Below are 23,473 nucleotides of genomic sequence, written 5' to 3' on the forward strand. Positions count from 1 at the left end.
GGAGAGCTGATGCCCGTTCGAAGCTTCCACCGAGGCCGGATCCTGCTCGCCCTGACCACCGCCCTGACCGGAGTCGTCGCGGTCGCGTCACCGGCCGTCGCGGATCCCGCTGGCACGCCAGTGACGGCCGCCCCGCTGGCCGTCGCGTTCGACACCGCCGCCGCGCGGTACGACGTTCCGCGCGACCTCCTGGTGGCGCTGGGCTACGCCGAGTCGCGGCTGGAGATGCACGCCAGCACACCGAGCGCGGCGGGCGGCCACGGGCTGATGCACCTGGCGAGCAACCCCGGGGTGCGCACCCTGGACGAGGCTGCCACGCTCACCCGGCTCAGCCCGGCCGGGTTGCGCACCGAACCCACAGCGAACGTGCTCGGGGCGGCTGCCGTCCTGCGCTCGTACGCCGATCAGGCGGGCCTCACCGCCGCCGCGCGCGACGACGTGAACGGTTGGTTCGGACCGGTCGCCCGGTACGGCGGCGCCGCCGAGCCGTCGGTCGCGCGGCTCTACGCGGACACCGTCTACGACCTGCTGCGTGCCGGTTTCACCGGGCGCGGCGAGGCGGTGGCCGGGCGGCCGGTAGCGCCCCGACGAGGTGGCCTGGAGCGGGCCGCCGTGCTCGGCGGGATCGGCACCCTCAGCACCGACTACGGGCCGGCCGCGTGGGCGCCGGCCAGCACGAGCAACTACACAGCGGCCAGTCGACCGGGCAGCCACCCGGTCACCCGCATCGTCATCCACATGACGCAGGGCTCGTACGCCGGCGCTGTCAGCTGGTTCCAGAACCCGGCCGCCCAGGCCAGCGCGCACTACACCTTCCGCTCCTCCGACGGGGCGGTCACCCAGTCGGTGCGGGAGAAGGACATCGCCTGGCACGCCGGCAACTGGACCTACAACACCGAGTCGATCGGCATCGAGCACGAGGGGTTCGTCGACAACGCCGCCTGGTTCACCGACGCGATGTACCGCGCCTCGGCCGCGCTCACCCGGAGCCTCACCACGAAGTACGGCATACCCAGGGATCGGGCGCACATCATCGCCCACCGTGAGGTGCCCGGTGCCACCCACACCGACCCGGGCCCGAACTGGAACTGGACCTACTACATGCAGTTGGTGAACGGGGTCACCGGCATCGGCTCCGGCACTGTGAACACCGAAGCGTCCAGCCTCAACGTGCGCTCCGGCCCCGGCGCCAGCTATCCGGTCGTCGGCTCGGTCGCCGACGGCGCCACCGTCTCCGTCTACTGCCAGGCCGTCGGCAGCACGGTCACCGGCCCGTACGGCACGACCTCCGTCTGGAACCGGATCGGCACCAACCGCTACGTCTCCGACGCCTTCGTGCTGACCGGCTACGACGGGTACATCCCGAACGTGCCGCGCTGCTGAGGGCACACCTACGACCGCGACCGCTCAGGCGGCCGCCGACGAGCCGAAGAGCAGGTCCAGCTGGGCGTCCAGCGCGTCCAGCGCCTGCTCGGCGGTGTACTGCCCGCCCAGCAGATAGAGGCCCAGCCCCTCCATCAGCGCGAGCAGGCCGGCCGCCTCGGCGGCGTCTCCGCTGGGCAGGACGCTGGCGATGAAACTGGTCAGCTGCATGGTGTCGGCGCGCAGACCGGTCGCGGACGCCGGTCGTACCGCTGTGTAGGCGAGGAAGGCCAGCGCCACCCGCCCGTCGTCACGGGTCCGGTCGTCGAGCGGCAACAGCGCGGCGATCATCGTGCGCAGCAGCAGCCGGGGGGCGGGGTTCTCGCCCAGGCGCGTCAGGGCCTCGGTGACCCGGATCTGGCCACGTTCGCGGACCACCGCCATCGCGAACGCCATCATCTCGTCCTTGGTCCGGAAGTAGTGCTGGACCATGCCGGCGGACACGCCGGCCTCGGCAGCAACGTGACGGAGGCTGACGGCCTCCAGGCCCTGATCCGCGGCGACCCGCATCAGCGCGTCCGCGATGAGGGTGCGTCGCTCCTGGTGATCGACCTTCTTGGGCATGGCCTCGATCGTTTCACAGTGGGAGACCCGGACACCCCGCCGGCGCGGTGGCGGTCACCGGCTGACGGTGGTGCTGGCGGGGGGCGCCGCGCGCTGCGCAGGAGGCCGTCCGGGTCGTCGGCGTAGAGCCGCAGCTCGTCCACGGGCGTGGACCCGGTCTTCGCCAGGTCGCGGCCTCGGCCTGGGCCGCCCGGCGCAGCAGCGGGCCCACCCGCGCCCTGGTCGGTGCCGTCGTGTCGGTCATGGTCCTCCTTCTCGGTAGGGGCAGACGGTTCAGTGGACCGTGATGGTGCCGGCGCTACCGTCCACGGTGACGAGCTGTCCCGTGGAGATCGTCCGGGTGGCGTCCGGTACGCAGATGACGGCGGGAATGCCGTACTCGCGGGCCACCGTCGGACCGTGCGCCATGATCGCGCCGGTCTCGGTGACCAGCGCCGCGGCCGTGAGGAACAGCGGGGTCCAGCCGGGGTCCGTGGTCGCGGCGATCAGGACGTCGCCGGGCTCGATGTGGGCGGTGCCCGGATCGTGGACGACCCGGGCCGGGCCGGTCACCCTGCCCGCCGACGCGCCCACGCCGGCGAGCGTCCCGTCGCCGGCGGGCCGCGCCGGCAGCACGGTCTCCACGTCCGTGCCGTCGGAGAGCAGCGCCACCGGCACCGTCCTGCGGCGCAGCTCCCGGCGGTGCACCGCCCGTCGGGCGGTCACGGTCCCGCGCGGATCCACACCCTGGTGTACGGCGGCGTGCACCTCGTCGAGGGTCAGGAACATGATGTCGTCGGGCTGGTCCAGCAACCCCGAGCCGTGCAGGTCGGCGCCGATGAGCAGCAGTTGTCGGCGCGTCTCGCGCAGCGGGTACAGCCCGGCGAACTTGCCGGCCTCGCGCAGGCCGGCCAACGACCGCGCCCGGCGCAGCAGGAAGCCGGCGATGCGGCCCCGCACCGGGCGCCGACGGCGGGCTCGCGCGACCAGTGCCGTCAGCGACGCCTCCGCTGTCGCGGCGGCCCGCTGGAAGCGCTGGTCGGGGCCCTGCCGCGGATCGGTAACCCGCAGGTAGTTGGCGAGCGCGGCGAACACCGGCGTCGGGTCCTCCGCCCAGCGCGGCACGCCGAGGTCGACTTCGGCGACGCCCCGGTGACCGTAGACGTCGAGGAAGGTGGTCATGCCGATGTCGGGCAGCGTTCCGCGCAGATGGCGCGCGGCCAGCTCGGCCGGCGGGGTGTCGAGGAGGAGCTGACGGTGGTCGCCCACGCCCTGGGCGAGCCGCCACAGGGCCAGGTCCATCTCGATGGTGACGTTGTGCGGCATGCCGCCCAGCACGGTGTGGATTTCGTCCGGGCCGGCGACGCCCTTGAGCAGCGCGGTCGGCAGCGCGGCGGCGAGCATCCCCGCCACGATCGGCCACATGATGGCGTCGGCGCTGTCGTCGGGGTCCTGCGCCTGCACGAAGCGCAGCCGGTCGGCGGCGGTCCGCAGGTCGGCGGGGGCGGCCGACCGTACCCTCATCTGCTCGATCGCCTCGAACATGCGGGTCCGTGCTGCCTCCGGGCGGGCCAGAGCCCGCAGGATCCCCACCACCGCGCGGCCGGCCGTCCGCAGCGACGCGGCACCCTGTGCCCCACCGCGCCTGGCCCCGCCGCTGGTCGGGGCGAACCGGGGGTCGGCCAGCACGTGCTGCATCACCGCCTGGGCGCGCGGCCCGAAGTCGACCGCCAGGAGCTTCACCAGTCGCTTGCGGGACGACCTGTCTCGCGCCAGGTCGCTCAGGTCGCCGTAGAGCCGGCCACCGATGTCGACGATGTCGACCCGCACGCCGAGCGCGGCGAGCATCGCGGCGATCTGCGTCCGCAGTGTCGACATGCCCATCGGGGTGACCGGTTGCAGCATGCCCTGGACGTGACCGAACTCCAGGTAGACCCGGGGGAGGGGCTCCCCGGTCCGTGGTGGGAGGGGGAACAGGCTGGTGATCGGCCGGGACTGCAGCAGCCACAGGACGTCGTCGGCGTCGATCGCCCACTCCACGTCCTGGGGAGAGCCGAAGTGGGCCTGCAACCGCTCGCCAGTGGCCCGCAGCTCGGCCAGGTGGGCGGACGTCAGGCATCCCGTGTCGTCGCGTGGGACGCCGTCGAGGACGTAGTGGTCGACGGTCGCCGCGCCGTCCACCACGGTCGTCCCGAGGCCGGCAGCGGCGTCGACCGCCATCTCGTCGCGACGCCCGGTCAGCGGGTTCGCGGTGAACAGCACCCCCGCCACCGTGGGCGTGATCATGCGTTGCACGACGACGGCCATCCGCACCGTCTGATGATCGATCTGGCGGGCGTCGCGGTAGGCGGTCGCCCGGCCGCTGTGCAGCGAATCCCAGCAGGTCTCGATGGCGGCGATCAGCTCGGCGGTGCCCGTGACGTTGAGGACGGTGTCCTGCTGCCCGGCGAAGCTGGCGTCGGGCAGGTCCTCCGCGGTGGCGCTGGAGCGCACCGCCACCGGGCCCGCCCCGAGCCGCTCGTACGCGGCGACGACCTCGGCCGTGGGAATGACGCCGAGTCGGTGGGCCTCGGTGGTGACGCAGAAGCCCTCGGGGACCCGTTCACCGCGCCGGATCAGCTCGCCCAACCCGGCGGCCTTGCCCCCGACCAGGTCGAGCATCTGGGTGGTCGCCTCGGACAACGCGATCACGTGCATGGGGCCCACTCTCGTTGCAATACGACTGCATTGCATCTGACCGTACCCCGTTCACGATGCGACTGCAATGTCTCCTTCGGTCGGGCGGCCGGGAGCGGAAGCGTTGCCGGCGTCTGCCATGCTCGGGCCGGTGACGACCGGCCGCCCCGACACAGCCCGCACCCACCGCCGCCCTCGAAACCGCACTGTCCGGGTTCTCCTTGCGCTCGTCGCGGTGGCGGCCGTTCTCGGCGTCGCGCTGGTCGTGGTGCCGATGCTGCGACCGGCAGGTCCGCGCCCGCTCTTCCAGATGCCGGTCAGCTGCGGCGAGACGTGGCAACTGGGCACCTACCCCGGCCACGACGACTACGACGTCGACCTGTTCCCCACCGAGGGCGAGGCGTGGGGGCGGCCGGTGCTCGCGTCGTACGCCGGCACCGTCACGGTGGCGGGCATCAACGGGTCGCTCGGTGGCCGTACGCCGGACAACCCCGACGGCCCACGGGGGCGGGGTGGCGGTTACTGGGTGAAGATCGACCACGGCGGCAAGTGGGAGACGCAGTACCTGCACATGCTCGAACCACCGCTGGTCGAGGTCGGCCAGAAGGTCGCCCAGGGTGAGCAGATCGGGCGGCTCGGCAGCACCGGCAACTCCGGCGCGCCGCACCTGCACTATGAGCAGCGACGCGGCTGGGACAAGGTGGAGACCCACTTCGACGGGGTGCCGTCGACCGTCACCACCGACGACCGCGAATACACGGTCAAGCGGACGAGCAACAACTGCCCTGCGGCCGTCTCCTGAGGACGGCAGTTTGCCCCGGTGCGCCTGGGGGCACCTATTCGGGAGACATTCAGACGCAGGGAGGGAGCCGGCCATGGCCAAGGGTGACGTCGATACCTACCAAGAGGACGGGCAGTGGAAGAACAAGCCGGAGGGCAACGAGCGGGCCAGCAGCACGCATGACGTGAAGGCCGACGCGCAGGCCCAGGGCCGCGAGATGGCCGCCGACCGCGGCGTCGAACACGTGATCAAGAAGCAGGACGGCACGATCGGGGAGAAGAACACCTACCCCCGCAGTCGTGACCCCCGTGACATCGAGGGCTGACACAGCTCGCTTTTCGTCCACTGACCTCCTCGGCATCGCCGAGGAGGTCAGTTGGCTTTCACGGCCTGTTGGTCGCCGGCTGGGCCGTCAGGCCATCTCCGTCGTACGGGAAATATGGGCGTTTTGGGGGGATATAGTCCAGAACGGGACTGGAGTGAAAGCTGGGAGTGGGCATGTCGTTTTGGGGCCGGCGTCGTCCGACCAGCACCGCGGCGCTGGTCGTCGTCGTGATCGCGGGGGTCCTCGCGTTCGCGCCGCAACCGGCGCGGGCGGCCGGGTCCGTCCTGTTCGACCAGCCGTTTCACAACAACACAGCGAACGGCCTCGGCGCTGTGGCGGTGCCAGGCGTGCCCGGAGCCTCCGCGACCAACGCCGCCTGTCTGAGCGCCTCCGGCAACTCGACCATCGGCCCGCTGCTGAGCTGCCCGACGGCAACCGATCCGCAGGGTTCGGGAAAGCTGCGCCTCACCCCGGCCGTCGCGAACCGGCAGGGCGGCGTGTTCGGTGCGGTGAGTGTGCCCACCTCCCAGGGACTGCATGTCACCTTCAACACCTATCAGTACGGCGGCATCAGCACCGGAGCGGACGGCGTGGCGTTTGCGCTGGCCGCGGTCGACCCCGCCAACCCGCGGTCCCCGGCGGTGATCGGCCAGTCCGGCGGATCGCTGGGCTACTCGGCGGCGTTCAACGGTGGCTCGGTGGGTCTGTCCAACGGCTACCTGGGGATCGGGCTGGACGTCTTCGGCAACTTCAGCAACAGCCTCTACCAGGGCACCGGTTGTATCAACCCGCCCTACATCTCGACCACGAACACGCGGGTCCCCGGCCAGGTGGTGATCCGCGGGCCGGGCCGCAACGGGGTCGGCTACTGCGCGATCAACAGCACCGCCACCAGTACGTCGTCAGCCGCGCTGCCGTTGCGGGCTACCACCCGCGCCGCCTCGGTGGTGCCGGTCGAGGTGGTCGCCAACACCACCTCGTCCCCGTTCACCACGGACACCGGCATCACCGTTCCGGCGGGGGAGTACCGCGTCCGGTTCACTCCGGTGGGCGGGTCGGCGCGGACCTTGGCCGGCAGCCTTCCGGTCGTTTCGGCGGGCCTGTATCCGTCGCCGACCTGGCTGAACGCCAGCGGCTACCCCCGGCAGCTCGCCTTCGGCTGGGTGGGCTCCACCGGTTCGGTCACGGACTTCCACGAGATCGACAACGTTCGGGCGGTGAGCTTCAACCCGGTGCCGGACCTGAACGTGTCGCAGACCAGCTCGGTCGGGGCCACCCCTCAGCCCGGTGATCCCGTCACCTACTCGATCACCGCAGGGGTCGACGCCGGGACCACCGAGACGTCGCCGATCTCGGTCACCCAGACCGCACCCACCGGTGTCGTGCCGCGCGGCGCGTACGGCTCCGGCTGGGTCTGCGGCGCCCCGTCCGGGCAGAACATCACCTGCACGAACAGCAACGGCCCCTTCGCCGGCGGAACCTCACTGCCGCCGATCACGGTCGCGGCGACCGTCACCGGCACAGCGGTGACGCCGACGCTGATCCAGACCACGACGGTGACGACCTCGTCCTCAATCGACGCGAACCCGGGTTTCTCCACCGTCACCACACCCGTCGCGCCGGCCACCGCACCCGGTGGCGTCACCGTCACCCCGGACCAGAGCTCGGTCTCCGGGGGAATCGCGGTCACCGTGGGCGGCAGCAACCTCACCGGAGCGACAGCGATCACCATCGGTACGGCCGCCGAACAGCAGGCCGGCACGTCGGTGCTGCTGTTGCCGTGCACCTCCGGCCCGGCCGCCGGCTGCTTCACAGTGAACCCGGGCGGCACCCTCGGCATCTCCTCCATGCCCGCCCGGCCCAGCCCGGCGACGGTCACGGTCAGCGTCGTCACCCGAGGCTCGGCGGGATCGGCGAGTTACGTCTTCGCGTCCGCGCCGGGCACCCCGACCACACCGACCGCCGCAGCGGGCGTCACCAGCGCCACAGTGAACTGGACCGCGCCGCCGGACAACGGCAGCCCGATCACCGGCTACCTGATCACCCCGATCCGCGACGGGGTCGTTCAACCGGTCCTCTCCTTCGACGCCTCCACCACCAGCCGCACGCTGACGGGGCTGACCGCTGGCGCCTCGTACGCCTTCCGGGTGGCGGCGGTGAACGCGTACGGCACCAGCACGGCCAGCCCGCCCTCGGCGGCGGTGGTCCCGTACACCCTGCCGGGAGCACCGACGATCACCTCGGCCACGGCGGGGACCAACGCCGCCACGCTGACCTGGACCGCCCCGGCCAACGGGGGCTCGCCGATCACCGGCTACACAGTGACGCCCTACGTCGGCGACGTGGCGCAGACACCCCAGGCCTTCACCGGGACCGCCACGACCCGGATCGTCACCGGGCTGACCGCTGGCACCACGTACACCTTCCGGGTGGCCGCGACCAACGCCGCCGGGACCGGTCCACAGTCGGCCTCCTCCGGGTCGGTCACGGTCAACGCGGCACCGACGTTGACCTTTGCACCGCCGCCGCCCGGCAGGGCGTACGACCCGTACCAGTACCAGCTGACGGTGACCGGCGGGACGGGCCCCTTCGCCTGGGCGGTGAGCGCCGGGAGCCTGCCCGCCGGGCTGACCCTCGACCCGGTCACCGGCCTGCTCTCCGGTACGCCCACCGTGTCCGGAACATTTCCGTTCACCGTCCGGGTGACCGACTCGTTCGACCAGTCGGCGACCCGAGGAGTCGAACTGGTCATCAGCCCGCTCGGTGGGCTCTCCATCAGCGTCCCGGCGATCTCCCCGCTCGGCACCGCCAGCGCGGGCACGACCGGCGTCCGGGCCAACTCGGCCCGGTGACAGTGACCGACGATCGCGGGCCGTTCTCCGGAAACTGGGTCAGCGTCGTCTCCAGCACGAACTTCACCACGGGCACCGGCTCGGCCGGCGAGACGATCCCGAACAGCAGCATCACGTACGCCTCCGGTGCGGCCCTGACCACCACCGGCGTCGGCACCTTCGTCCCGCAGGCCGGCGCGGTGCTGGACACCACGCGTACGGCCGCCAGGTGGTCCGGCCAGACCGGCGGCCCGAACTCCGTCACCTGGAGTCCGACCCTCTGGGTGACGCTCCCGCCGGGAGTGGTGGTCGGCGACTACGCGGCGGTCGTGACGCACTCGGTCATCTAGGGCCCGCTGCGCCGGGGCTGGGCCCTGAGAAACATCACTGCCCGGCCGTTCCTCGGGAAACGGCCGGGCAGTCTGTGTGGACCGGAGGTCAGGCGAGCCGGGTGCGTTGTCGGCGGACGAGATACCAGCCGGCAAGGGTGACGAGCACCGACAGGGCGATGCCGCCGACCGCGTAGACCAGCCAGTTCGGCCCGGCGGAGTTCGCGACCACCATCGGCGCCGCGACGGGCAGGCTGATCTTCCCGGTCGCGGTGCGTTCGACGATGCCGCTTGCCAGCTTCGCGTGCACGTCCCAGGTCCCCGCGGGTAGGGCCTGGTTGACCTCGATCTGGACCTGGCCGCTCTGGCCGGGCAGGATCGTCACGCCGTTGGTCACCTTGAACGGGCCGGCCTGGACCGCCGCTCTGGTCAGCGACAGGGTGCCGGTCATGTCCAGCGCGCGCTCGCCGGTGTTGGTGACCTTCGCGGTGATCACCGGAAACTCGCCGGGTCCGGGTTCCGCGGCCAGCCCGTCGATGCGGAAGTCCGTCGGCGGCTCGCCACCCGGACCGATGTCGAGGTAGACCCGGATGCCCACCCGGTGGATCTGGGTGATGTTGCCGGTGCGCTCCTTCGCGCTGGTGACCTGGGCCCAGATCGCCCCGTACCGCTCGCCCTTCGACGCCTTCCTCGGCACGGCGATCTCGACCTCGACCGGCCGTCGCTCGCCCGGGTCCAGCTCGATCCCGGAGGTCTCCAGCCGGATCCAACCGCTGAGTTCGTTGCCAGTGCGTCCCTCGGGAACGGTGAAGGCGTTGTTTTCGACCGACGCCGCCCCGGAATAAAAGTCGATCTTCTGCGTCTCGCCGGAGGTGTTCTGCACCTCGACCCGACGGCTGATCGTCGCCCCGGGCTTCAGGTGATCCACTATGTAGACCTGGGCCCGGGGATCCTGCACCCTGCTGGCGGGGATGTCCAGCATGCGGATGCTGATCGCGGCGTCCTCGGCGGGCTCCTGTCGCTGCTCCCGCACGGCAGCGGCTGGTGCCGCCGAAACCCCGAGCGCCACGAGGGCGACCGAGGCCAGCAGCACCAGCCGGCCGAGCGGGTCAGAACACCGAATGCGTCACCGTCCCCGTGTAGACACCCTGGACGGTGCCGACGGGCACGTTCACCACCAGTGTGGGGTTCCAGGTGGCGAAGTTGTTGCCCGTGCCGCCGGTGTGGCTCATCGCCGTCCGGGGGACGTTGACGATCACCTGCTGGGCGGCGGTGGGCTGACCCGGCGTGAAGGTGCCGCCGCCGGCGGTCGCCGTGGCGGGGCCGGACCAGTACAGGACGTTGATGTTGGGGATCGTCTCCCCGGAGCTGCCGCCGCCGGTGATGAAGTCGGTGGAGGTGACGTTGGCGGTCCAGTTGGGGGTGAGCGCTCCACGCTGGTCCAGCACGGTGACCGGGCCGAGCTGACCGGAGATGGTCGTGCCCTCCACCCCGTTGCCGATGTTCGCGGTGGCCGGCACCGTGATCGAGAGACCGCCGGCGGCGTCGACGGTGAGGGTCACGACCGTGTCGCCCGTCGTGTCCGCGGCGGCCGGCCCGGCGAGCGCGACGACGGCGGCAACGCCGGCCAAGCCCGCGAGAAACTTTCTACGCATCAAGTCTCCTTCTGTCCTGAATGACCATGGGAAGCAGTTCGAGCGTAACTACGCAAATGCCCCATCAGGGGCTGAATCACGCAGGGTCACTCCGGCAGGCGGAGTCGATGCCCGAGCGGGTCATCTGGAGGTGGGCGATCCTCTCGCTCGCAGCAAAAGTCGGGGTATCCGGAACGTTCCGGATACCCCGACTTCTCGGTGAGCGACGGCTCGTGTGCGGCTCGCGGATCTCCGTCAGGCCGGGACCACGTAGGGGAAGGAGGCGGCACGGGCCGATTTGGTGACCTCCGGGGTGAGCCCGGAGGTGGTGCCGGTGTTGAGGATCAGGGAGAACATCACCTCGGGCGCGTTGTCCGCCATGGTGCGCCCGTTGCGGATCGCGAAGCCGAAGTTCGCGGCCGTGCCGACCTTGTACGACAGCAGGTCGGGGTAGAGCTGTCGGGCGACGCTCCAGCCGTACGCCTGGGGGTCCGGTGCGGTGCCGTTCGCCGCGACGACACCCGCGACCGCGTTGGCGATCTCCTCGCCGTCCTCGGTGAGGTCTTGACTGGGGTGACGGAAGTTGGCGGGATTTGAGAAGTCGGTGTCGTGCGGCCAGAAGATCGGCCACATCATGGGGTGGCCGGCGCGGTTGATCTGGCGCCAGCCACCGGCATCGGTGGCCAGCAGCGTGCGACACCACACGCCGATCTCGGTGCCGTCGCGCAGCAACGGCTCGTCATGGGAGACCTCAAGGACTATCGACTCCACTGTCGTGCCCGCGAAGCTGTTCTTGGCCTGGTCGACGCGCCACGCTGAGCGGTCCACCATCGACCCGTCCTTCACCGCGCCGTTGATGGTGGCGAGTTCGTCGAGATCGATGAAGAACGGGTCGGTGATCCGCCCGGCCCAGATCCGGACGTTGCCGCCGGTCGTCACCTCGCCGGTGCGCCCCTCCGCGATGGGAGTGCCCATCGCGGCGTCGTCGCGGGCGTCCGCCCCGGTCAGCTCGTACAGCTGGAAGGTCTGCCTGTTGTCACCGTCGAGCTCGCCGAAGGCGAACCGGTAGGTCAGATCCTCCATCTCGGCGCCGTTGACGTGGATCTTGATTTCGTAACGGCCCTCGGCGTGGAAGCCTCGCTTGATGTCAGCCTTGGTCACCGAGCTGTTGACGTCCATCACGAACACCGTGGCGCGGTTGCCGTCGAAGACGTACAGGTCGTCGATGTAGAGCTGGCCGCCCTGGGCGGCGAGGGGGGTGTCGAGGTGGTGCGACATGGGTTCACTCCCGGAGCGGCCGAATATCTGGATTAATCCGAACATAGCGGGCAGGAAGCAACCTGCCGCGCCATCGGCTGAATCCGGAGTCGCCCGGGTTGGGCCCCTACACGGCGGTGGGCCGCCCCGGGCTGTGCCCGGGCGGCCCACTCGTCGGTGCTGGTGTCGTCAGATGCGAGACCACTTCTGGTTGGCGGCGCCGAGGCAGTCCCAGAGGTGCAGCTTGCCGCCGTTGTTGGGGTTGGCTTCGCGCACGTCCACGCACTTGTTGGCGTTGAGGTTGACCAGGTCGCCGGCCGCGTTGAGGGTGAAGCGCTGCGCGGGATTGCCGTTGCACGTGACGAGGTTGACCTCGGTGCCGTTGGCGGTGCCGGCCCAGGCGGGGTCCATGCACTTGCCCATCGCGCGGATGGTCCCGTCCGAGGCGAAGGTCCAGGCCTGCGCGGCGGTGGTGTTGCAGTCCCAGATCTGGAGCTTCGCGCCGTCGACCGGGTTGGCGCTGGGGATGTCGATGCAGCGGCCGCTCTGCGCCCCGCGGATGCGGCTGGTGCCGGGAGTCGGGTTGCCGCCACCGTCGGAGGTGTAGCTGGACACCCGGACGTAGTCGACGAGCATCTGCTGCGGGAACTGCGTGGAGCCGTCCGGGTAGCCGGGCCAGTTACCGCCGACCGCCACGTTGAGGATCATGAAGAAGGGGTGGTCGAACACCCAGCGGTTGCCGCCGAGCCGGGCGGGGTCGACCCGGTGGTACTGCACCCCGTCCAGGTACCAGGTGATCGCGTTCGGCTCCCAGTCGACCCGGTAGGTGTGGAAGTCGTCGGCGAGCGGTGCCCCGACGGTGCGGCTGCCGGTGATGCCGCCGCCGCCCGAGTAGCCGGGTCCGTGCACCGTGCCGTACACGGTGTTGGGCTCCCGGCCGATGTTCTCCATGATGTCGATCTCGCCGGCGTCGGGCCAACCGCCGCCGGTGCCGAGCATCCAGAACGCGGGCCAGATGCCCTGACCGCGCGGGATCTTGATCCGCGCCTCGAACCGACCGTACGTCTGGGTGAAGGTGGCCGCCGACAGGAGCCGGGCCGACGTGTACTCACAGCGCCCGTAGTGGCACTGGTAGTTGCCGGGGTTGTCCCGGCGGGCCGTGATGACGAGGTTGCCCTGGCCGTCGTGGACGGCGTTGCTGATGCTGTTCGTGTAGTACTGCCGCTCGTTGTTGCCCCAACCGCTGCCGCCGATGTCGAACCGCCACTTGTTCTGGTCGACAGGCGTGCCGGCGGGGGAGTTGAACTCGTCCTGCCAGCTGATCGGGCCGATGGCGGCCTCGGCCCGGTCGGGATGCGGCGGGACGACGAGCGCCGCAGCGGTCGCGACGAGGGCGGCCGCCACGAGTACGAGTGGGCGGAAGCGGAGTCTGGGGCGGGCTGTGAACACGGGAGGCTCCTCAGCGAGGGGGGTGGCGGAGGCTGCGTGCCGGAGAGGCGGAGAGCGCTCTCTAGAATGAAGCATTTCGATATCGTGACCTTCTGTCAAGACTGTTTCCAATATGCCAACCGTCCGTTACCGCCCGATGCTGCGCAGTGATCGGTGGAGTGCCGGTGGGCGACCGGATCACCAGGTCGATCGATGTCTCCGAGGTGGACGGCAGCCGCCGCATCGAAGCAGGTCGCGACGATCGAGTACTACTCGATAGCGGTCGAATCGACCCTTCCTATTGCCGTGAGGCGTCCACCCGGGACAGGATGGCGAGGCGAGCGGGAAACCTCCCCGTAACCTGCGCGCTGCTGGTCTCTGTCACAAGGAAGTGGGAGTCAGTCATGAGCGACGCGTCGACGGCGCTGGGTGTGCGCCTCTACCCGGATCTGGTCGAGCGGGGTGGCCTGGCCCCCGCGCTCATCGAAACCGCTGCCCGTCATGGGCTCGATCTCGGCCGGGTCACCGCCCCCGAGCAGGGGCGGAGCCGGTTCACCTGCGCCGAGCTGCACTCCGAGCAGGGCGTGGTCTGCGTGAAGCTGGGATCGCAGGCCCGATACTTCATGATCGATCTGCGGGTCTCGGGCGAGGTCCTCGCACGCGGCGACGTCATGGACCTGTTGCAGGTCGCCAAGGTGGCGGCGGCCTGGCAGGCCGGGATGACGATCGCCGAGCTCACCGCCCAGTTCCCGTTCATGGAGGAGATCAAGCACCGCCCGGCGCCCGTGGCCCAGGTCAGCTAGCGCGCCGTCGGTCAGGTCAACACCGCAGCCGGGGCGGCAGAGCAGCCTCGACGTCGACCTCACGGTTCAGCCAGGTCGACTGGACGAAGGCGACGAAGCGTTCCGCGTCGGTCGCGGTGGAGGCCAGTCCGAACGAGACGCGGACCGCGCCGCCCGTCGGCAGCCGCAACGTGGCGAGATACTGGTCGATCGTGTCGACCCGCGCCAACAACCGCCGCCGCAGCGACTCCCTCCTGATGCCGAACGCGCCCTCACCCGCCCCCGGGTTGCAGAAACAGCCGGTACGCAGGGAAAAGCCCGCCGCTGCGGCATCCCGTGCGACCAACCGCTCGTCGACCAGCGTGCCGTCCGGATGGCGGAGGTTGAAGGTCACCGTCGCGCCGCGCGCCGCACCCGTCGTCGGCCCGTACACCTGGACCAGTGGCCCACCGGTGCCGTGCCGCAGGGTGACCAGCCGCTCCAACAACCATTCGGTGAGCAGGCCGACGCGGGTGTGCACGAGATCGACGCCGATCGAGTCGAGCCAGCGCAACCCGAACTCCACGTCCGGGATGCTCAGGAAGTTGAGTGTGCCGTCCTCGAACGCCGACTCGTCATCCATCGACCGGTGCCAGTCGCCCTGCACGCTGACCGCGCGGATCGTGCCGCCGGCGAACCACGGCCGGCGCAGCCGGGCCAGCGCATCGCGCCGGGCCAGCAGCGCGCCGACCCCGGTGGGATAGCCGAAGAGCTTGTACCAGCTCAGACACACGAAATCCGGCCGGACGACGCTGAGGTCCAACCGGTTCGTCGGCGCGAAGGCGGCGGCGTCGAGCAGCACGTCGTACCCGCGCTGCTGGGCCAACTCCACCCAGCTCAGCGGGTGCTGCACGCCGGAGAAGTTGCTCTGCGCCGGATAGGCGAACAACCCCCGGCGGCCCGGACGACCCCACCCTCCGGCCAGCCCGCGCGGACCGGCGTCGAGCACCCTGGTCAGATCCGATTCGGCGACCCGCAACTCCGGCCCGCTCAGCGGTACGTAACGCACGGCCCCGCCGGCTGCGCGGGCGTACTCCCGGATGCCGTTGACCGAGTTGTGGTTGTCCCAGGTCAGCACCAGCGGCGAGGCCCGGCCGAAGTCGTACGCCTCGCCGACCAGCCGGCAGGCGCCGCTGGCGTTCGGGGTGAAGACGACGGCGTACTCGGCCGGGTCGGCGTGGAAGAAGTCGAGCACCGCGCGTCGGGCCGAGTCCACCAGGGAACCTGCCGCCGCGCTGGTGGGGTTCTCCGAGTGGGGATTGCTGTACAGGCCGGCGAGCAGCCGATCGTGGTGTTGGCGTACCTGGGCCTGTGCCGCCACCCCGGCCCCGGCGTAGTCGAGATACACCTGCCCGCCCGTGTCCAGGTGGCGGTACTCGGTGGCGCGCAGCTCGTCGATCCGCCCGGTGGCGGCGTATCCCGGCAACGCGGTCGGGGAGGTGCGCGGCGGCTCAGGTCGTTCCACGGGAGTTCCGTCGTGCCAGCACCGCCCAGGTGGCGCACAGGAAGAGCAGCACGAAGCCGCCGAGCACCAGCCAGTTGACCCACACCGGCCGGGAGAAGCTGTCACCGTACGTGGCGAGCAATGGCGGGCCGATCGGGGAACCGCCGCTCCGCCAGAGCTGCTCCACCCCGGCGGTGTGCCCGAGGGCCTCGAACGCCCACCGGTTCGACATCGCGTGGCTGAGCCACTGACCGCCGGTCGCCATGGCGGGCACCGGCAGGATCGCGCCGACGAACAGCACCTGCGGGAAGCAGAGCATCGGCAGCATGAGCGTCGCCTGGGCCGCGTCGGAGACGGCCGCGGAGCACAGCAGGCCGAGGGCGAGCGCCGCCGCCGAGGAGAGCAGCAGGGTCGCGTACAGGGCGGCGAAGTCCCGGCCGCCGACCGGTGGCAGCCGGTCGATGCCGCGCAACACCCCGAGCAGGGCCAGGTCCACCAGGGCCAGCAGCGGAAGCAGCACCGCGACCTTCCCCATCAGGTACGGCACCAGCCGGACGCCCGCCAGCCGCTCGCGGCGCAGGATCGGCAACTCGGTGCAGATCTGCAGCAGCCCGTAGGTCAGCCCGAAGAAGAAGCCGCCGAACGCGATCCAGAACAGGATCATCACAGTCACCGTCGGGCTCGGCCGGGTCGGGTCGAACGCACCTGGCCGGAACAGCAGCGCGAACATGCCGAGCACCATCAGCGGCGAGCCGAGCAGGATCGCCAGGGTCAGCCGGTTGCGGACGACGATCTCCGCGTTGCGCGTGGTGAGGACGGCCCACTGACGCAACCGGCCGGCCCGCCGGGGCGCTGGCGCGGAAACGTCGCAGTGGTCGGTCGCGCGGGCCGGCGGGCCGGCGTCGCGCTGAGCGGCGAAACGCTCGGGCCAGGCGGCCGGGTCGGTTTCCTCGTCGAGGCGCAGATGCACCTCCACGAGGGACCGCAGGCCGAAGAACTCCCGGGCGGCGGAAGGTGTGCCGGTGAACGCCAGGCGGCCCTGGCGGGTCAGCACCACGACCCGGTCGCAGTGGTCCACGTCGGTGATCTGGTGGGTGGTGAGCACGACTGTGGTCCCCGCGTCGGCGAGGGTGCGCAGCACCCGGAGCAACTCCACGGCGATCGCCGGGTCCAGCCCGGAGGTGGGCTCGTCCAGGAAGAACACCCCGGGCCGGTCGAGCAGCTCGACAGCGATGCTGGCGCGCTTGCGCTCACCGCCGCTGAGCCTGCCCACCGGCACCGCGGCCCGCTCGGCGAGCCGCAGTTCGGCGAGCACCTCGGCGACCCGGTCGCTGATCTCCGTCGGCCCGGTCCCGGATGGGAGGCGTAGCCGAGCCGCGTACCGCAGGGTCCGGGCCAGTGGCAGCTCGCGGTGGATGATGTCGTCCTGGGGCACGAAGCCGATCGCGTGGACCGCGTCGGCCCCGTCGTGTGCCACGGTGCCCGTCGTCGGCCGCCGAACCCGGGCGAGCGTCTCCAACAGGGTGGTCTTGCCGGCACCGCTCACGCCGATGACGGCGACGACCTCGCCGGGCTGGATGGTCAGCGAGATGTCGTCGAGGATGCGGCGGCCGCCTGGGACGGTGCGGCCGAGACCGGTGGCCGTGATGCCGACGCCGGTACGCGGGGGAGACGTGGTCTGCTCGGTCGTCATGTCGGGTGCCCGATCCGGTCGGTGGGTGGTCCGCCTGAATATCGTGCCTCGCCGATGCTACGTCCGGGGTGGACCATGCCGGCCCCGCCAGCTCAGTCGATGGTGATGGCCCACCACCTCGCGCCGGTGGGTGGGTCACCGGTCGCCGTCACGTCGGCGTCGGGGTCTCGGCTCGGCTAGGTCGCCGAGACCTCGGCGAAGAACTGTCGCAGGGCGTCGGCGACCAGAGCTGGTGCCGTCATCGTCGCGAAGTGTGACTGGCCCGGCCAGACGACGTGGCGCGCGGCCGGAATCGTGGCCGCGATGGTGTGCGTCGTCGTGGGCATCGGCTCCCACGTGTCGGCGCCGGACAGCACGAGAGTCGGCACGGTGATCGAGGACCACCGGGCGATGTCCGTGCTGTCCCCGGCGAGGGCCTCGAGATCGTGCAGCCAACCGATCGCCGACCGCCGCGCCTCGACCGGGTCGGGCGTCCGGTCGCCGGCCGCGGCGGCGAAGGCGGCGACGACCTCAGCCGGAACCCGTGTCACGCCGTTCAACGCCGCTGCCATCGCCCCGGCGTCGTCGCGCTCGAAGGCGGCACGGTACGCGTCGAGCAGGGGTGCGACCTCCGCTCCGGCCGCGAATAGCGGGGGCTCGAAGACAGCCAGCGAGCGTACGTCGCGCGGATCGGCCGAGGCGGTGTGCAACGCCACTGTCGCGCCGTAGGACGCTCCGACGAGATGAACCGGCTTGCCGGACGGCTGGCGGGCCGCCGCGATGACGGCGGTCAGGTCGGCGGTCTCCTCCGCGAAGGACTTGGGGCCGGGCGGGACGTCGCTGGGACCGTAGCCGCGCCGGGCCGGCATCCACACCTCGTGGTCGTGGGCCAGGTCGTCCGCGACAGTGGCCCAGGAGTGCAGCCCGCCGCCCGAGCCGTGCACGAGGACGACGGGGTCGCCGGCACCCAGGCGCCGGACCACCAGGCGGGTCCCGTCGGCCGACTCGACATGGTGATCGTGACTGGTCACTGCTGCTTCCGCGTTCCGGTCGGCCAGTTGGTCACTGTGGTGTGCACCGCGTCGAGGATCGAGTGCCAGGACGCGTCGACGGCGCGGGGATGCCCGAAGCCGTCCGCCGACTCGAGACTCACGAAACCGTGCAGGGTGCTGCGGACGAATCGCAACGCGTCGGTCAGAGCGGGCTCGTCGAGCCCGTAACCGCGCAGCATCGCGTAGCTCAGCTCGATGAGGCGCAGGTGCCCCGTCGAACTCGTGCCGACCTCGGCCGGCAACGGGAGCTGGGTCGCGGCGTACTGCCCCGGGTGCGTGACGGCGAACGCGCGCCAGGCGTCGGCGAACCCGACGAGGGCCTGGTGGCCCGCCCGACCAGCCACGGCGATCGCGAGTGCGTCGGCGAACCCGGCCGCCGCGCGGACCGCGACCTGCTCGATCAACGCGTCCCGGCTGCGGACGTGCACGTACAGGGCGGCGTCCGAGACGCCGAAATGCCGGGCGACGGCCGCGACGGTCAACCGGGACAGGCCGACCGAGTCCGCCAGCTCGGCTGCGGCGGCCGAGACGCGCGCGCTGGTCAGTCCCTGCCGTGGCATGCCGTTCCTTTGGCTGGCTAGGAGATAACTTAGGGTCCCTGAAGATAGCACCGCCGCCAACCCGGTTGCCGATTCCAGCGGCATGAACGGCGCAGCCGGGGGAAGGCCGGCCTTTCCGCTGCCGAACAGGAGTGCCGGGATGAGAGCCGTCGTCTACACGGGCGTCCGGACCGTCGCCGTGCGGGAGGTGCCCGACGCGACGCTGGAGGCGGAGACCGACGCGGTCGTGCGAATCACCTCCGCCGCCCTCTGCGGCACCGACCTGCACATGTACGACGGACGGACCAGCGCCGAGCCCGGCCTCGTGCTGGGTCACGAACCGTTGGGTGTGGTGCAGGAGGTCGGCAGCGCGGTGCAGACCGTCCGGCCGGGCACGCGGGTGGTGATCCCCACGCACCTGTTCTGCGGGACGTGCGTGATGTGCGCGCGAGGGCTCTCGGCAGCCTGTCTGCGGGCCCGTGCCGAGGGGCCGGGCGCGGCGTACGGCTACGCCGGAATGGGTCCGTACCGGGGCGCACAGGCCGACCTGCTGCGCGTGCCGTGGGCCGACGCCAACTGCGTACCCGTGCCCGGGGAACCGGGAGACGCGTACGAGGACGACTTCGTGCTGCTCGCCGACGCGTTCGTCACCGGGTGGCACGCCGCGGCCACCCTCGCCGGGGTCGAGCCGGGTGACACGGTGGCCGTGTTCGGCGCCGGCACCATCGGCCTGCTGAGCGCGTACTCGGCGCTGCTCCGGGGTGCCCGGGTCGTGTACTGCGTCGACGGTGTCGACGCCCGGCTCGACAAGGCCGGCGAGATGGGCGCCGTGCCGATCGACTTCCGCCGAGGCGACCCGGTCGAGCAGATCCGCGCCGACCGGGCCCGGACCGGGCTGCCGCTCGGCGAGGAGAAGCTGGGCGGGGTGGACAAGGTCATCGACGCGGTCGGGTTCCAGGCCCGTGACCGGGAGCACCCCGAGCGGGAGCGTCCGAACCAGGTCATCGCCGACGCGGCCCGACTGGTCAATGCCGCTGGCGCGATCGCGGTCGCCGGTGTGTACCCGGACCGGGACCCACACCCCGGCCCTGGCGCGGACGGTCACGAGAACCTGGTCGCGCCGTGGGGAGCGCTGTTCAGCAAGGGAGTGGCGGTCCGGTTCGGTCGCACCCACGACCGCCGCTACACCGTCCTGCTGCGGGACCTGGTCGTTGCGGGTCGAGCGCGGCCCAGCATGATCGTCACCCACCACGGCACCCTTGACGACGCTCCCGATTTCTATCGCAGCTTCGACCGCCGAGAGAACGGCGTGATCAAGGCGGTGCTGCGCCCGAGCTGACCGGTCGGATCGCCGATGCCTACGGCCGCGAATCGGCCTTAATGGGCGTTAAGGCGCGGATCTCTCTCCTGGTGGCGGACGTGTCACGGCGACCGTCGTCGATCCGGGTCATCCGTAGAGGCGTGGGTCACACCGTTCGGCGAGGGTCGCCGTGGCGGCCTCGAGAGGGCGTCGGCGTCGCGGTCCGATCAAGATCTTTCGATGATGGCGGGCGCGCGGGTGCGTCGTTGTTTGTCCGGCCGCTGTGGATCACCCCTGGTGGTGGGCTTGTCAAGGGCGGCTGGAGCCAACGGCGGCGTCGCCGTCATTTGACAACGTTGCCACTGGCACGCGAGGGTGCCCGGAGTGACTGCGGGGGCGGCTGTGACGGGCGAAGACAGTGTGGCGTCTATATTGCCGGATTGTTACATTTTCAACAGGCCCTCGCCTTGCGGATGACCCTCTGGCCGCAATACGTTGCCGTCAACAACAAAACCAAGTGAAGGTTCAACCTTCCGGAGGCAACCGATGACGTTGGCGAGGTGGTACGAGCGATGAGCGACGTGCCCATCCTCCTTGAGATGCGCTCCATCACCAAGGAGTTCCCTGGAGTCAAGGCCCTCTCCGACGTCAACCTGGTGGTTCGCGCCGGCGAGATCCATGCCATCTGCGGCGAGAACGGCGCGGGCAAGTCCACCCTGATGAAGGTGCTCAGCGGGGTCTACCCGCACGGCACCTACGACGGCCAGATCATCTACCAGGGGTCGGAGAGCAAGTTCTCCGACATCCGGGCCAGTGAGAACGCCGGCATCGTGATCATCCACCAGGAGCTCGCGCTCATTCCCGGAATGTCGATCGCCGAGAACATCTTCCTCGGCAACGAACCGCGCAAGCGGGGCGCGATCGACTGGAAGGCCGCGAACCGGATGGCGCTGGACCTGATGGCCCGGGTCGGTCTGCAAGAGGACCCGGACACCCTGATCAAGGACATCGGGGTCGGCAAGCAGCAGCTCGTGGAGATCGCCAAGGCGTTCGCCAAGGACGTGAAGCTGCTCATCCTGGACGAGCCCACCGCGGCGCTGAACGAGGCCGACTCCAAGCACCTGCTGGACCTGCTGCGTGGGTTCCGCTCCCGCGGCATCACCTCGATCATGATCTCGCACAAGCTCAACGAGATCGAGGCGATCGCGGACCAGATCACCATCCTGCGCGACGGCCGGACCGTGGAGACCCTCGACGTCAAGGCGGACGGGGTCGACGAGGACCGGATCGTGCGGGGCATGGTCGGCCGAGAGCTGAGCAGTCGGTTCCCGGACCACACGCCGAAGATCGGCGAGGTCTTCTTCGAGGTTCGCAACTGGAACGTCCGGCACCCGATCTCCGCCGACCGGCAGGTCTGCAAGAACGAGAGCTTCGTGGTGCGCCGCGGCGAGATCGTCGGCTTCGCCGGTCTGATGGGCGCGGGCCGTACCGAACTCGCGATGAGCATCTTCGGCCGCTCGTACGGGGTGTTCGAGTCGGGCACCATCATCAAGGACGGCAAGGAGATCGTCCTGAAGTCGGTCGCGGACGCGATCGACAACGGGCTCGCGTACGTCAGCGAGGACCGCAAGGCGATCGGCCTCAACCTGCTCGACGACATCAAGGCCTCGACGGTGGCGGCCAAGCTGTCCAAGATTTCGCACCGCGGCGTCCTGAGCGAGGTCGAGGAATACCAGGCGGCCGAGTCGTACCGCAAGGAGTTGCGGACCAAGGCCCCGACGGTCGACGAGAGCGTCTCCAAGCTCTCCGGCGGCAACCAGCAGAAGGTCGTCCTGGCGAAGTGGATGTTCACCGACCCGGACCTGCTGATCCTCGACGAGCCGACACGCGGCATCGACGTGGGTGCCAAGTACGAGATCTACGGCATCATCCAGCGGCTCGCCGACCAGGGGAAGGGCGTCATCGTCATCTCCTCGGAGCTGCCTGAGCTGATCGGGCTGTGCGACCGCATCTACACCGTGTTCGAAGGTGCCATCACGGGCGAGATCGCCCGGGCGGACGCCACCCCGGAAAACCTCATGAAGCAGATGACCTCGACGAAGAAGATGGCCACACGATGAGCCGATTGAAGGACCTTCAGAAGAACCTGTTCGGAGGCACCACCTCCAACGCTCGACAGTTCGGAATGATCTTCACCCTGGTGGCGATCGTCGTCCTGTTCCAGATCCTGACCGATGGCCTCACCCTGCGGTCGGACAACCTGATCGCGCTGTTCCAGCAGAATTCCTACATTCTGATTCTGGCCATCGGCATGCTCATGGTGATCGTCGCCGGGCACATCGACCTGTCGGTCGGCTCCGTCGCCGCCTTCGCGGGCATCCTGGTCGCCAAGTCGATGACCGAGTGGGACCTGCCCTGGCCCGCCGCCATCCTGTTCGGCCTCGCGATCGGCGCGGTGATCGGCGCCTGGCAGGGCTTCTGGGTGGCCTACATCGGGGTGCCGGCGTTCATCGTCACCCTGGCCGGCATGCTGCTGTTCCGCGGCGGCAACCAGTTCATCGGTAACGCGAGCACCGTCCCGGTGCCGGAGGGCTTCCGGGAGATCGGCTCCGGCTTCCTGCCGGAGTTCGGTCCGAACACCGGCTACAACAACGCCACGCTGCTGCTCGGTCTGGTCGCGGCGGTGGCGGTGGTGTGGCGCGAGATCCAGGCCCGCAAGACCCGACGGGCGATGGACGCCGACCCGGCGCCGATGTGGATCTCCATCCTGCGGATGGCCATCATGGTCGGCGTGATCGCCTTCGCGGCGCTGCGCTTCGCCAGCGGTCGCGTCGGCACCAGCTTCCCGATCTCCGGCATCATCCTGCTGGTCCTGGTGATCGCGTACTCCTTCTACACCCGCAACACTGCCGGTGGCCGGCACATCTACGCGGTGGGCGGCAACTCCCGGGCGGCCGAGCTGTCCGGCGTGAAGCTCAAGCGGGTCAACTTCTTCGTCATGATGAACATGTCCGTCCTGGCCGCGCTGGCCGGCATGATCTTCGTGGCCCGTTCGGCGGCCTCCGGTCCGCAGGACGGCAACGGCTGGGAGCTGGACGCCATCGCCGCGGTCTTCATCGGTGGCGCGGCAGTCGCCGGCGGTATCGGCACCATCAGCGGCTCCATCGTCGGTGGTCTCGTCATGGCCGTGCTCAACAACGGCCTCCAGCTCATGGGTGTCGGCACCGACCGCGTCCAGATCATCAAGGGCCTGGTCCTGCTGCTGGCAGTCGCGATCGACGTCTACAACAAGAGCCAGGGGCGCTTCTCGATCGTCGGGAGCCTGATGCGGCCCTTCCGCCGCGACGACTCCGCCCCACCCGCCTCACCGCCGGACGCGGAGCGCGAGCCCGCCAAGGCAGCGGTGTCCGGCTGACGGC

At 70.4% G+C, this 23,473-nt stretch carries 19 protein-coding genes; 9 read left to right on the top strand and 10 right to left on the bottom strand.

Annotated elements, in window-relative coordinates:
• The first annotated feature begins 9 nt into the window (after positions 1 to 9).
• A complete protein-coding gene (locus tag AC3CF1_RS29115) occupies positions 10 to 1,383 on the top strand; it encodes an N-acetylmuramoyl-L-alanine amidase (protein ID WP_488451712.1) in 1,374 nt (457 codons plus the stop codon).
• 24 nt (positions 1,384 to 1,407) lie between these two features.
• Here AC3CF1_RS29115 and AC3CF1_RS29120 read toward each other — a convergent pair whose 3' ends face one another.
• Complete coding sequence (locus AC3CF1_RS29120; protein ID WP_355160813.1) at positions 1,408 to 1,986, bottom strand: TetR/AcrR family transcriptional regulator; 579 nt, start codon at positions 1,984 to 1,986, stop codon at positions 1,408 to 1,410.
• Between the two features lie 273 nt (positions 1,987 to 2,259).
• Positions 2,260 to 4,662: a PEP/pyruvate-binding domain-containing protein gene (locus AC3CF1_RS29125; protein WP_488451713.1), complete on the bottom strand. Its 2,403-nt coding sequence runs from the start codon at positions 4,660 to 4,662 to the stop codon at positions 2,260 to 2,262.
• 118 nt (positions 4,663 to 4,780) lie between these two features.
• On the opposite strand from AC3CF1_RS29125, the gene AC3CF1_RS29130 reads away from it, so the two are divergent.
• From AC3CF1_RS29130 to AC3CF1_RS29145, 4 genes are all read left to right on the top strand, one after another.
• Entirely contained in the window at positions 4,781 to 5,443 is a 663-nt protein-coding gene (locus AC3CF1_RS29130) for a M23 family metallopeptidase (protein ID WP_210793705.1), read from the top strand.
• A 73-nt stretch (positions 5,444 to 5,516) separates the two neighbouring features.
• Positions 5,517 to 5,747 (top strand): DUF2188 domain-containing protein, encoded by a 231-nt coding sequence (locus AC3CF1_RS29135; protein ID WP_088947139.1) that lies wholly within the window; start codon positions 5,517 to 5,519, stop codon positions 5,745 to 5,747.
• A 173-nt stretch (positions 5,748 to 5,920) separates the two neighbouring features.
• Positions 5,921 to 8,599, top strand: coding sequence for a fibronectin type III domain-containing protein (locus AC3CF1_RS29140; protein WP_488451714.1), 2,679 nt, complete (start codon positions 5,921 to 5,923; stop codon positions 8,597 to 8,599).
• Positions 8,596 to 8,928 (top strand): hypothetical protein, encoded by a 333-nt coding sequence (locus AC3CF1_RS29145; RefSeq protein WP_488451715.1) that lies wholly within the window; start codon positions 8,596 to 8,598, stop codon positions 8,926 to 8,928. Before AC3CF1_RS29140 ends, AC3CF1_RS29145 begins: the two co-directional genes overlap by 4 nt.
• An 88-nt stretch (positions 8,929 to 9,016) precedes the next feature.
• Here AC3CF1_RS29145 and AC3CF1_RS29150 read toward each other — a convergent pair whose 3' ends face one another.
• The 4 genes from AC3CF1_RS29150 to AC3CF1_RS29165 all read right to left on the bottom strand — a co-directional run bounded on the left by AC3CF1_RS29150 (position 9,017) and on the right by AC3CF1_RS29165 (position 13,247).
• Complete coding sequence (locus AC3CF1_RS29150; RefSeq protein ID WP_488451716.1) at positions 9,017 to 10,000, bottom strand: COG1361 family protein; 984 nt, start codon at positions 9,998 to 10,000, stop codon at positions 9,017 to 9,019.
• Positions 10,001 to 10,016: 16 nt separating this feature from the next.
• Entirely contained in the window at positions 10,017 to 10,562 is a 546-nt protein-coding gene (locus tag AC3CF1_RS29155) for a hypothetical protein (RefSeq protein WP_354980420.1), read from the bottom strand.
• A gap of 234 nt (positions 10,563 to 10,796) precedes the next feature.
• Positions 10,797 to 11,819 carry a DUF4331 family protein gene (locus AC3CF1_RS29160; protein WP_488451717.1) on the bottom strand — a complete coding sequence of 341 codons (1,023 nt, stop codon included), beginning with the start codon at positions 11,817 to 11,819 and terminating at the stop codon, positions 10,797 to 10,799.
• Positions 11,820 to 11,987: 168 nt separating this feature from the next.
• Entirely contained in the window at positions 11,988 to 13,247 is a 1,260-nt protein-coding gene (locus AC3CF1_RS29165; protein ID WP_488451718.1) for a family 16 glycosylhydrolase, read from the bottom strand.
• A gap of 383 nt (positions 13,248 to 13,630) precedes the next feature.
• Here AC3CF1_RS29165 and AC3CF1_RS29170 point away from each other — a divergent pair, with 383 nt between their 5' ends.
• Complete coding sequence (locus tag AC3CF1_RS29170) at positions 13,631 to 14,029, top strand: hypothetical protein (protein ID WP_099851843.1); 399 nt, start codon at positions 13,631 to 13,633, stop codon at positions 14,027 to 14,029.
• A 16-nt stretch (positions 14,030 to 14,045) separates the two neighbouring features.
• Here the strand turns inward: AC3CF1_RS29170 and AC3CF1_RS29175 are convergent, their stop codons facing one another.
• The 4 genes from AC3CF1_RS29175 to AC3CF1_RS29190 form a co-directional block, all read right to left on the bottom strand.
• Positions 14,046 to 15,512, bottom strand: coding sequence for an aminotransferase class V-fold PLP-dependent enzyme (locus AC3CF1_RS29175; RefSeq protein WP_488451719.1), 1,467 nt, complete (start codon positions 15,510 to 15,512; stop codon positions 14,046 to 14,048).
• Positions 15,499 to 17,184 (bottom strand): ATP-binding cassette domain-containing protein, encoded by a 1,686-nt coding sequence (locus AC3CF1_RS29180; RefSeq protein WP_488451720.1) that lies wholly within the window; start codon positions 17,182 to 17,184, stop codon positions 15,499 to 15,501. Before AC3CF1_RS29180 ends, AC3CF1_RS29175 begins: the two co-directional genes overlap by 14 nt.
• A 176-nt stretch (positions 17,185 to 17,360) precedes the next feature.
• Positions 17,361 to 18,194: an alpha/beta fold hydrolase gene (locus AC3CF1_RS29185; RefSeq protein ID WP_488451721.1), complete on the bottom strand. Its 834-nt coding sequence runs from the start codon at positions 18,192 to 18,194 to the stop codon at positions 17,361 to 17,363.
• On the bottom strand, positions 18,191 to 18,775 hold the full coding sequence (locus AC3CF1_RS29190) for a TetR/AcrR family transcriptional regulator (protein ID WP_488451722.1): 585 nt from the start codon (positions 18,773 to 18,775) through the stop codon (positions 18,191 to 18,193). The genes AC3CF1_RS29185 and AC3CF1_RS29190 overlap by 4 nt, the downstream gene beginning before the upstream one ends.
• A 139-nt stretch (positions 18,776 to 18,914) precedes the next feature.
• Between AC3CF1_RS29190 and AC3CF1_RS29195 the strand changes: the two genes are divergently transcribed.
• The 3 genes from AC3CF1_RS29195 (at position 18,915) to mmsB (ending at position 23,469) form a co-directional block, all read left to right on the top strand.
• Positions 18,915 to 20,093, top strand: a complete 1,179-nt coding sequence (locus AC3CF1_RS29195; protein WP_330463725.1) for an alcohol dehydrogenase catalytic domain-containing protein — start codon at positions 18,915 to 18,917, stop codon at positions 20,091 to 20,093.
• Positions 20,094 to 20,626: 533 nt separating this feature from the next.
• Complete coding sequence (gene mmsA, locus AC3CF1_RS29200) at positions 20,627 to 22,174, top strand: multiple monosaccharide ABC transporter ATP-binding protein (protein ID WP_099851851.1); 1,548 nt, start codon at positions 20,627 to 20,629, stop codon at positions 22,172 to 22,174.
• Positions 22,171 to 23,469 carry a multiple monosaccharide ABC transporter permease gene (mmsB, locus tag AC3CF1_RS29205; protein WP_210924988.1) on the top strand — a complete coding sequence of 433 codons (1,299 nt, stop codon included), beginning with the start codon at positions 22,171 to 22,173 and terminating at the stop codon, positions 23,467 to 23,469. The genes mmsA and mmsB overlap by 4 nt, the downstream gene beginning before the upstream one ends.
• The last annotated feature ends 4 nt before the right edge of the window (positions 23,470 to 23,473 follow it).

Source organism: Micromonospora sp. MGP-C2, from assembly GCF_057766525.1.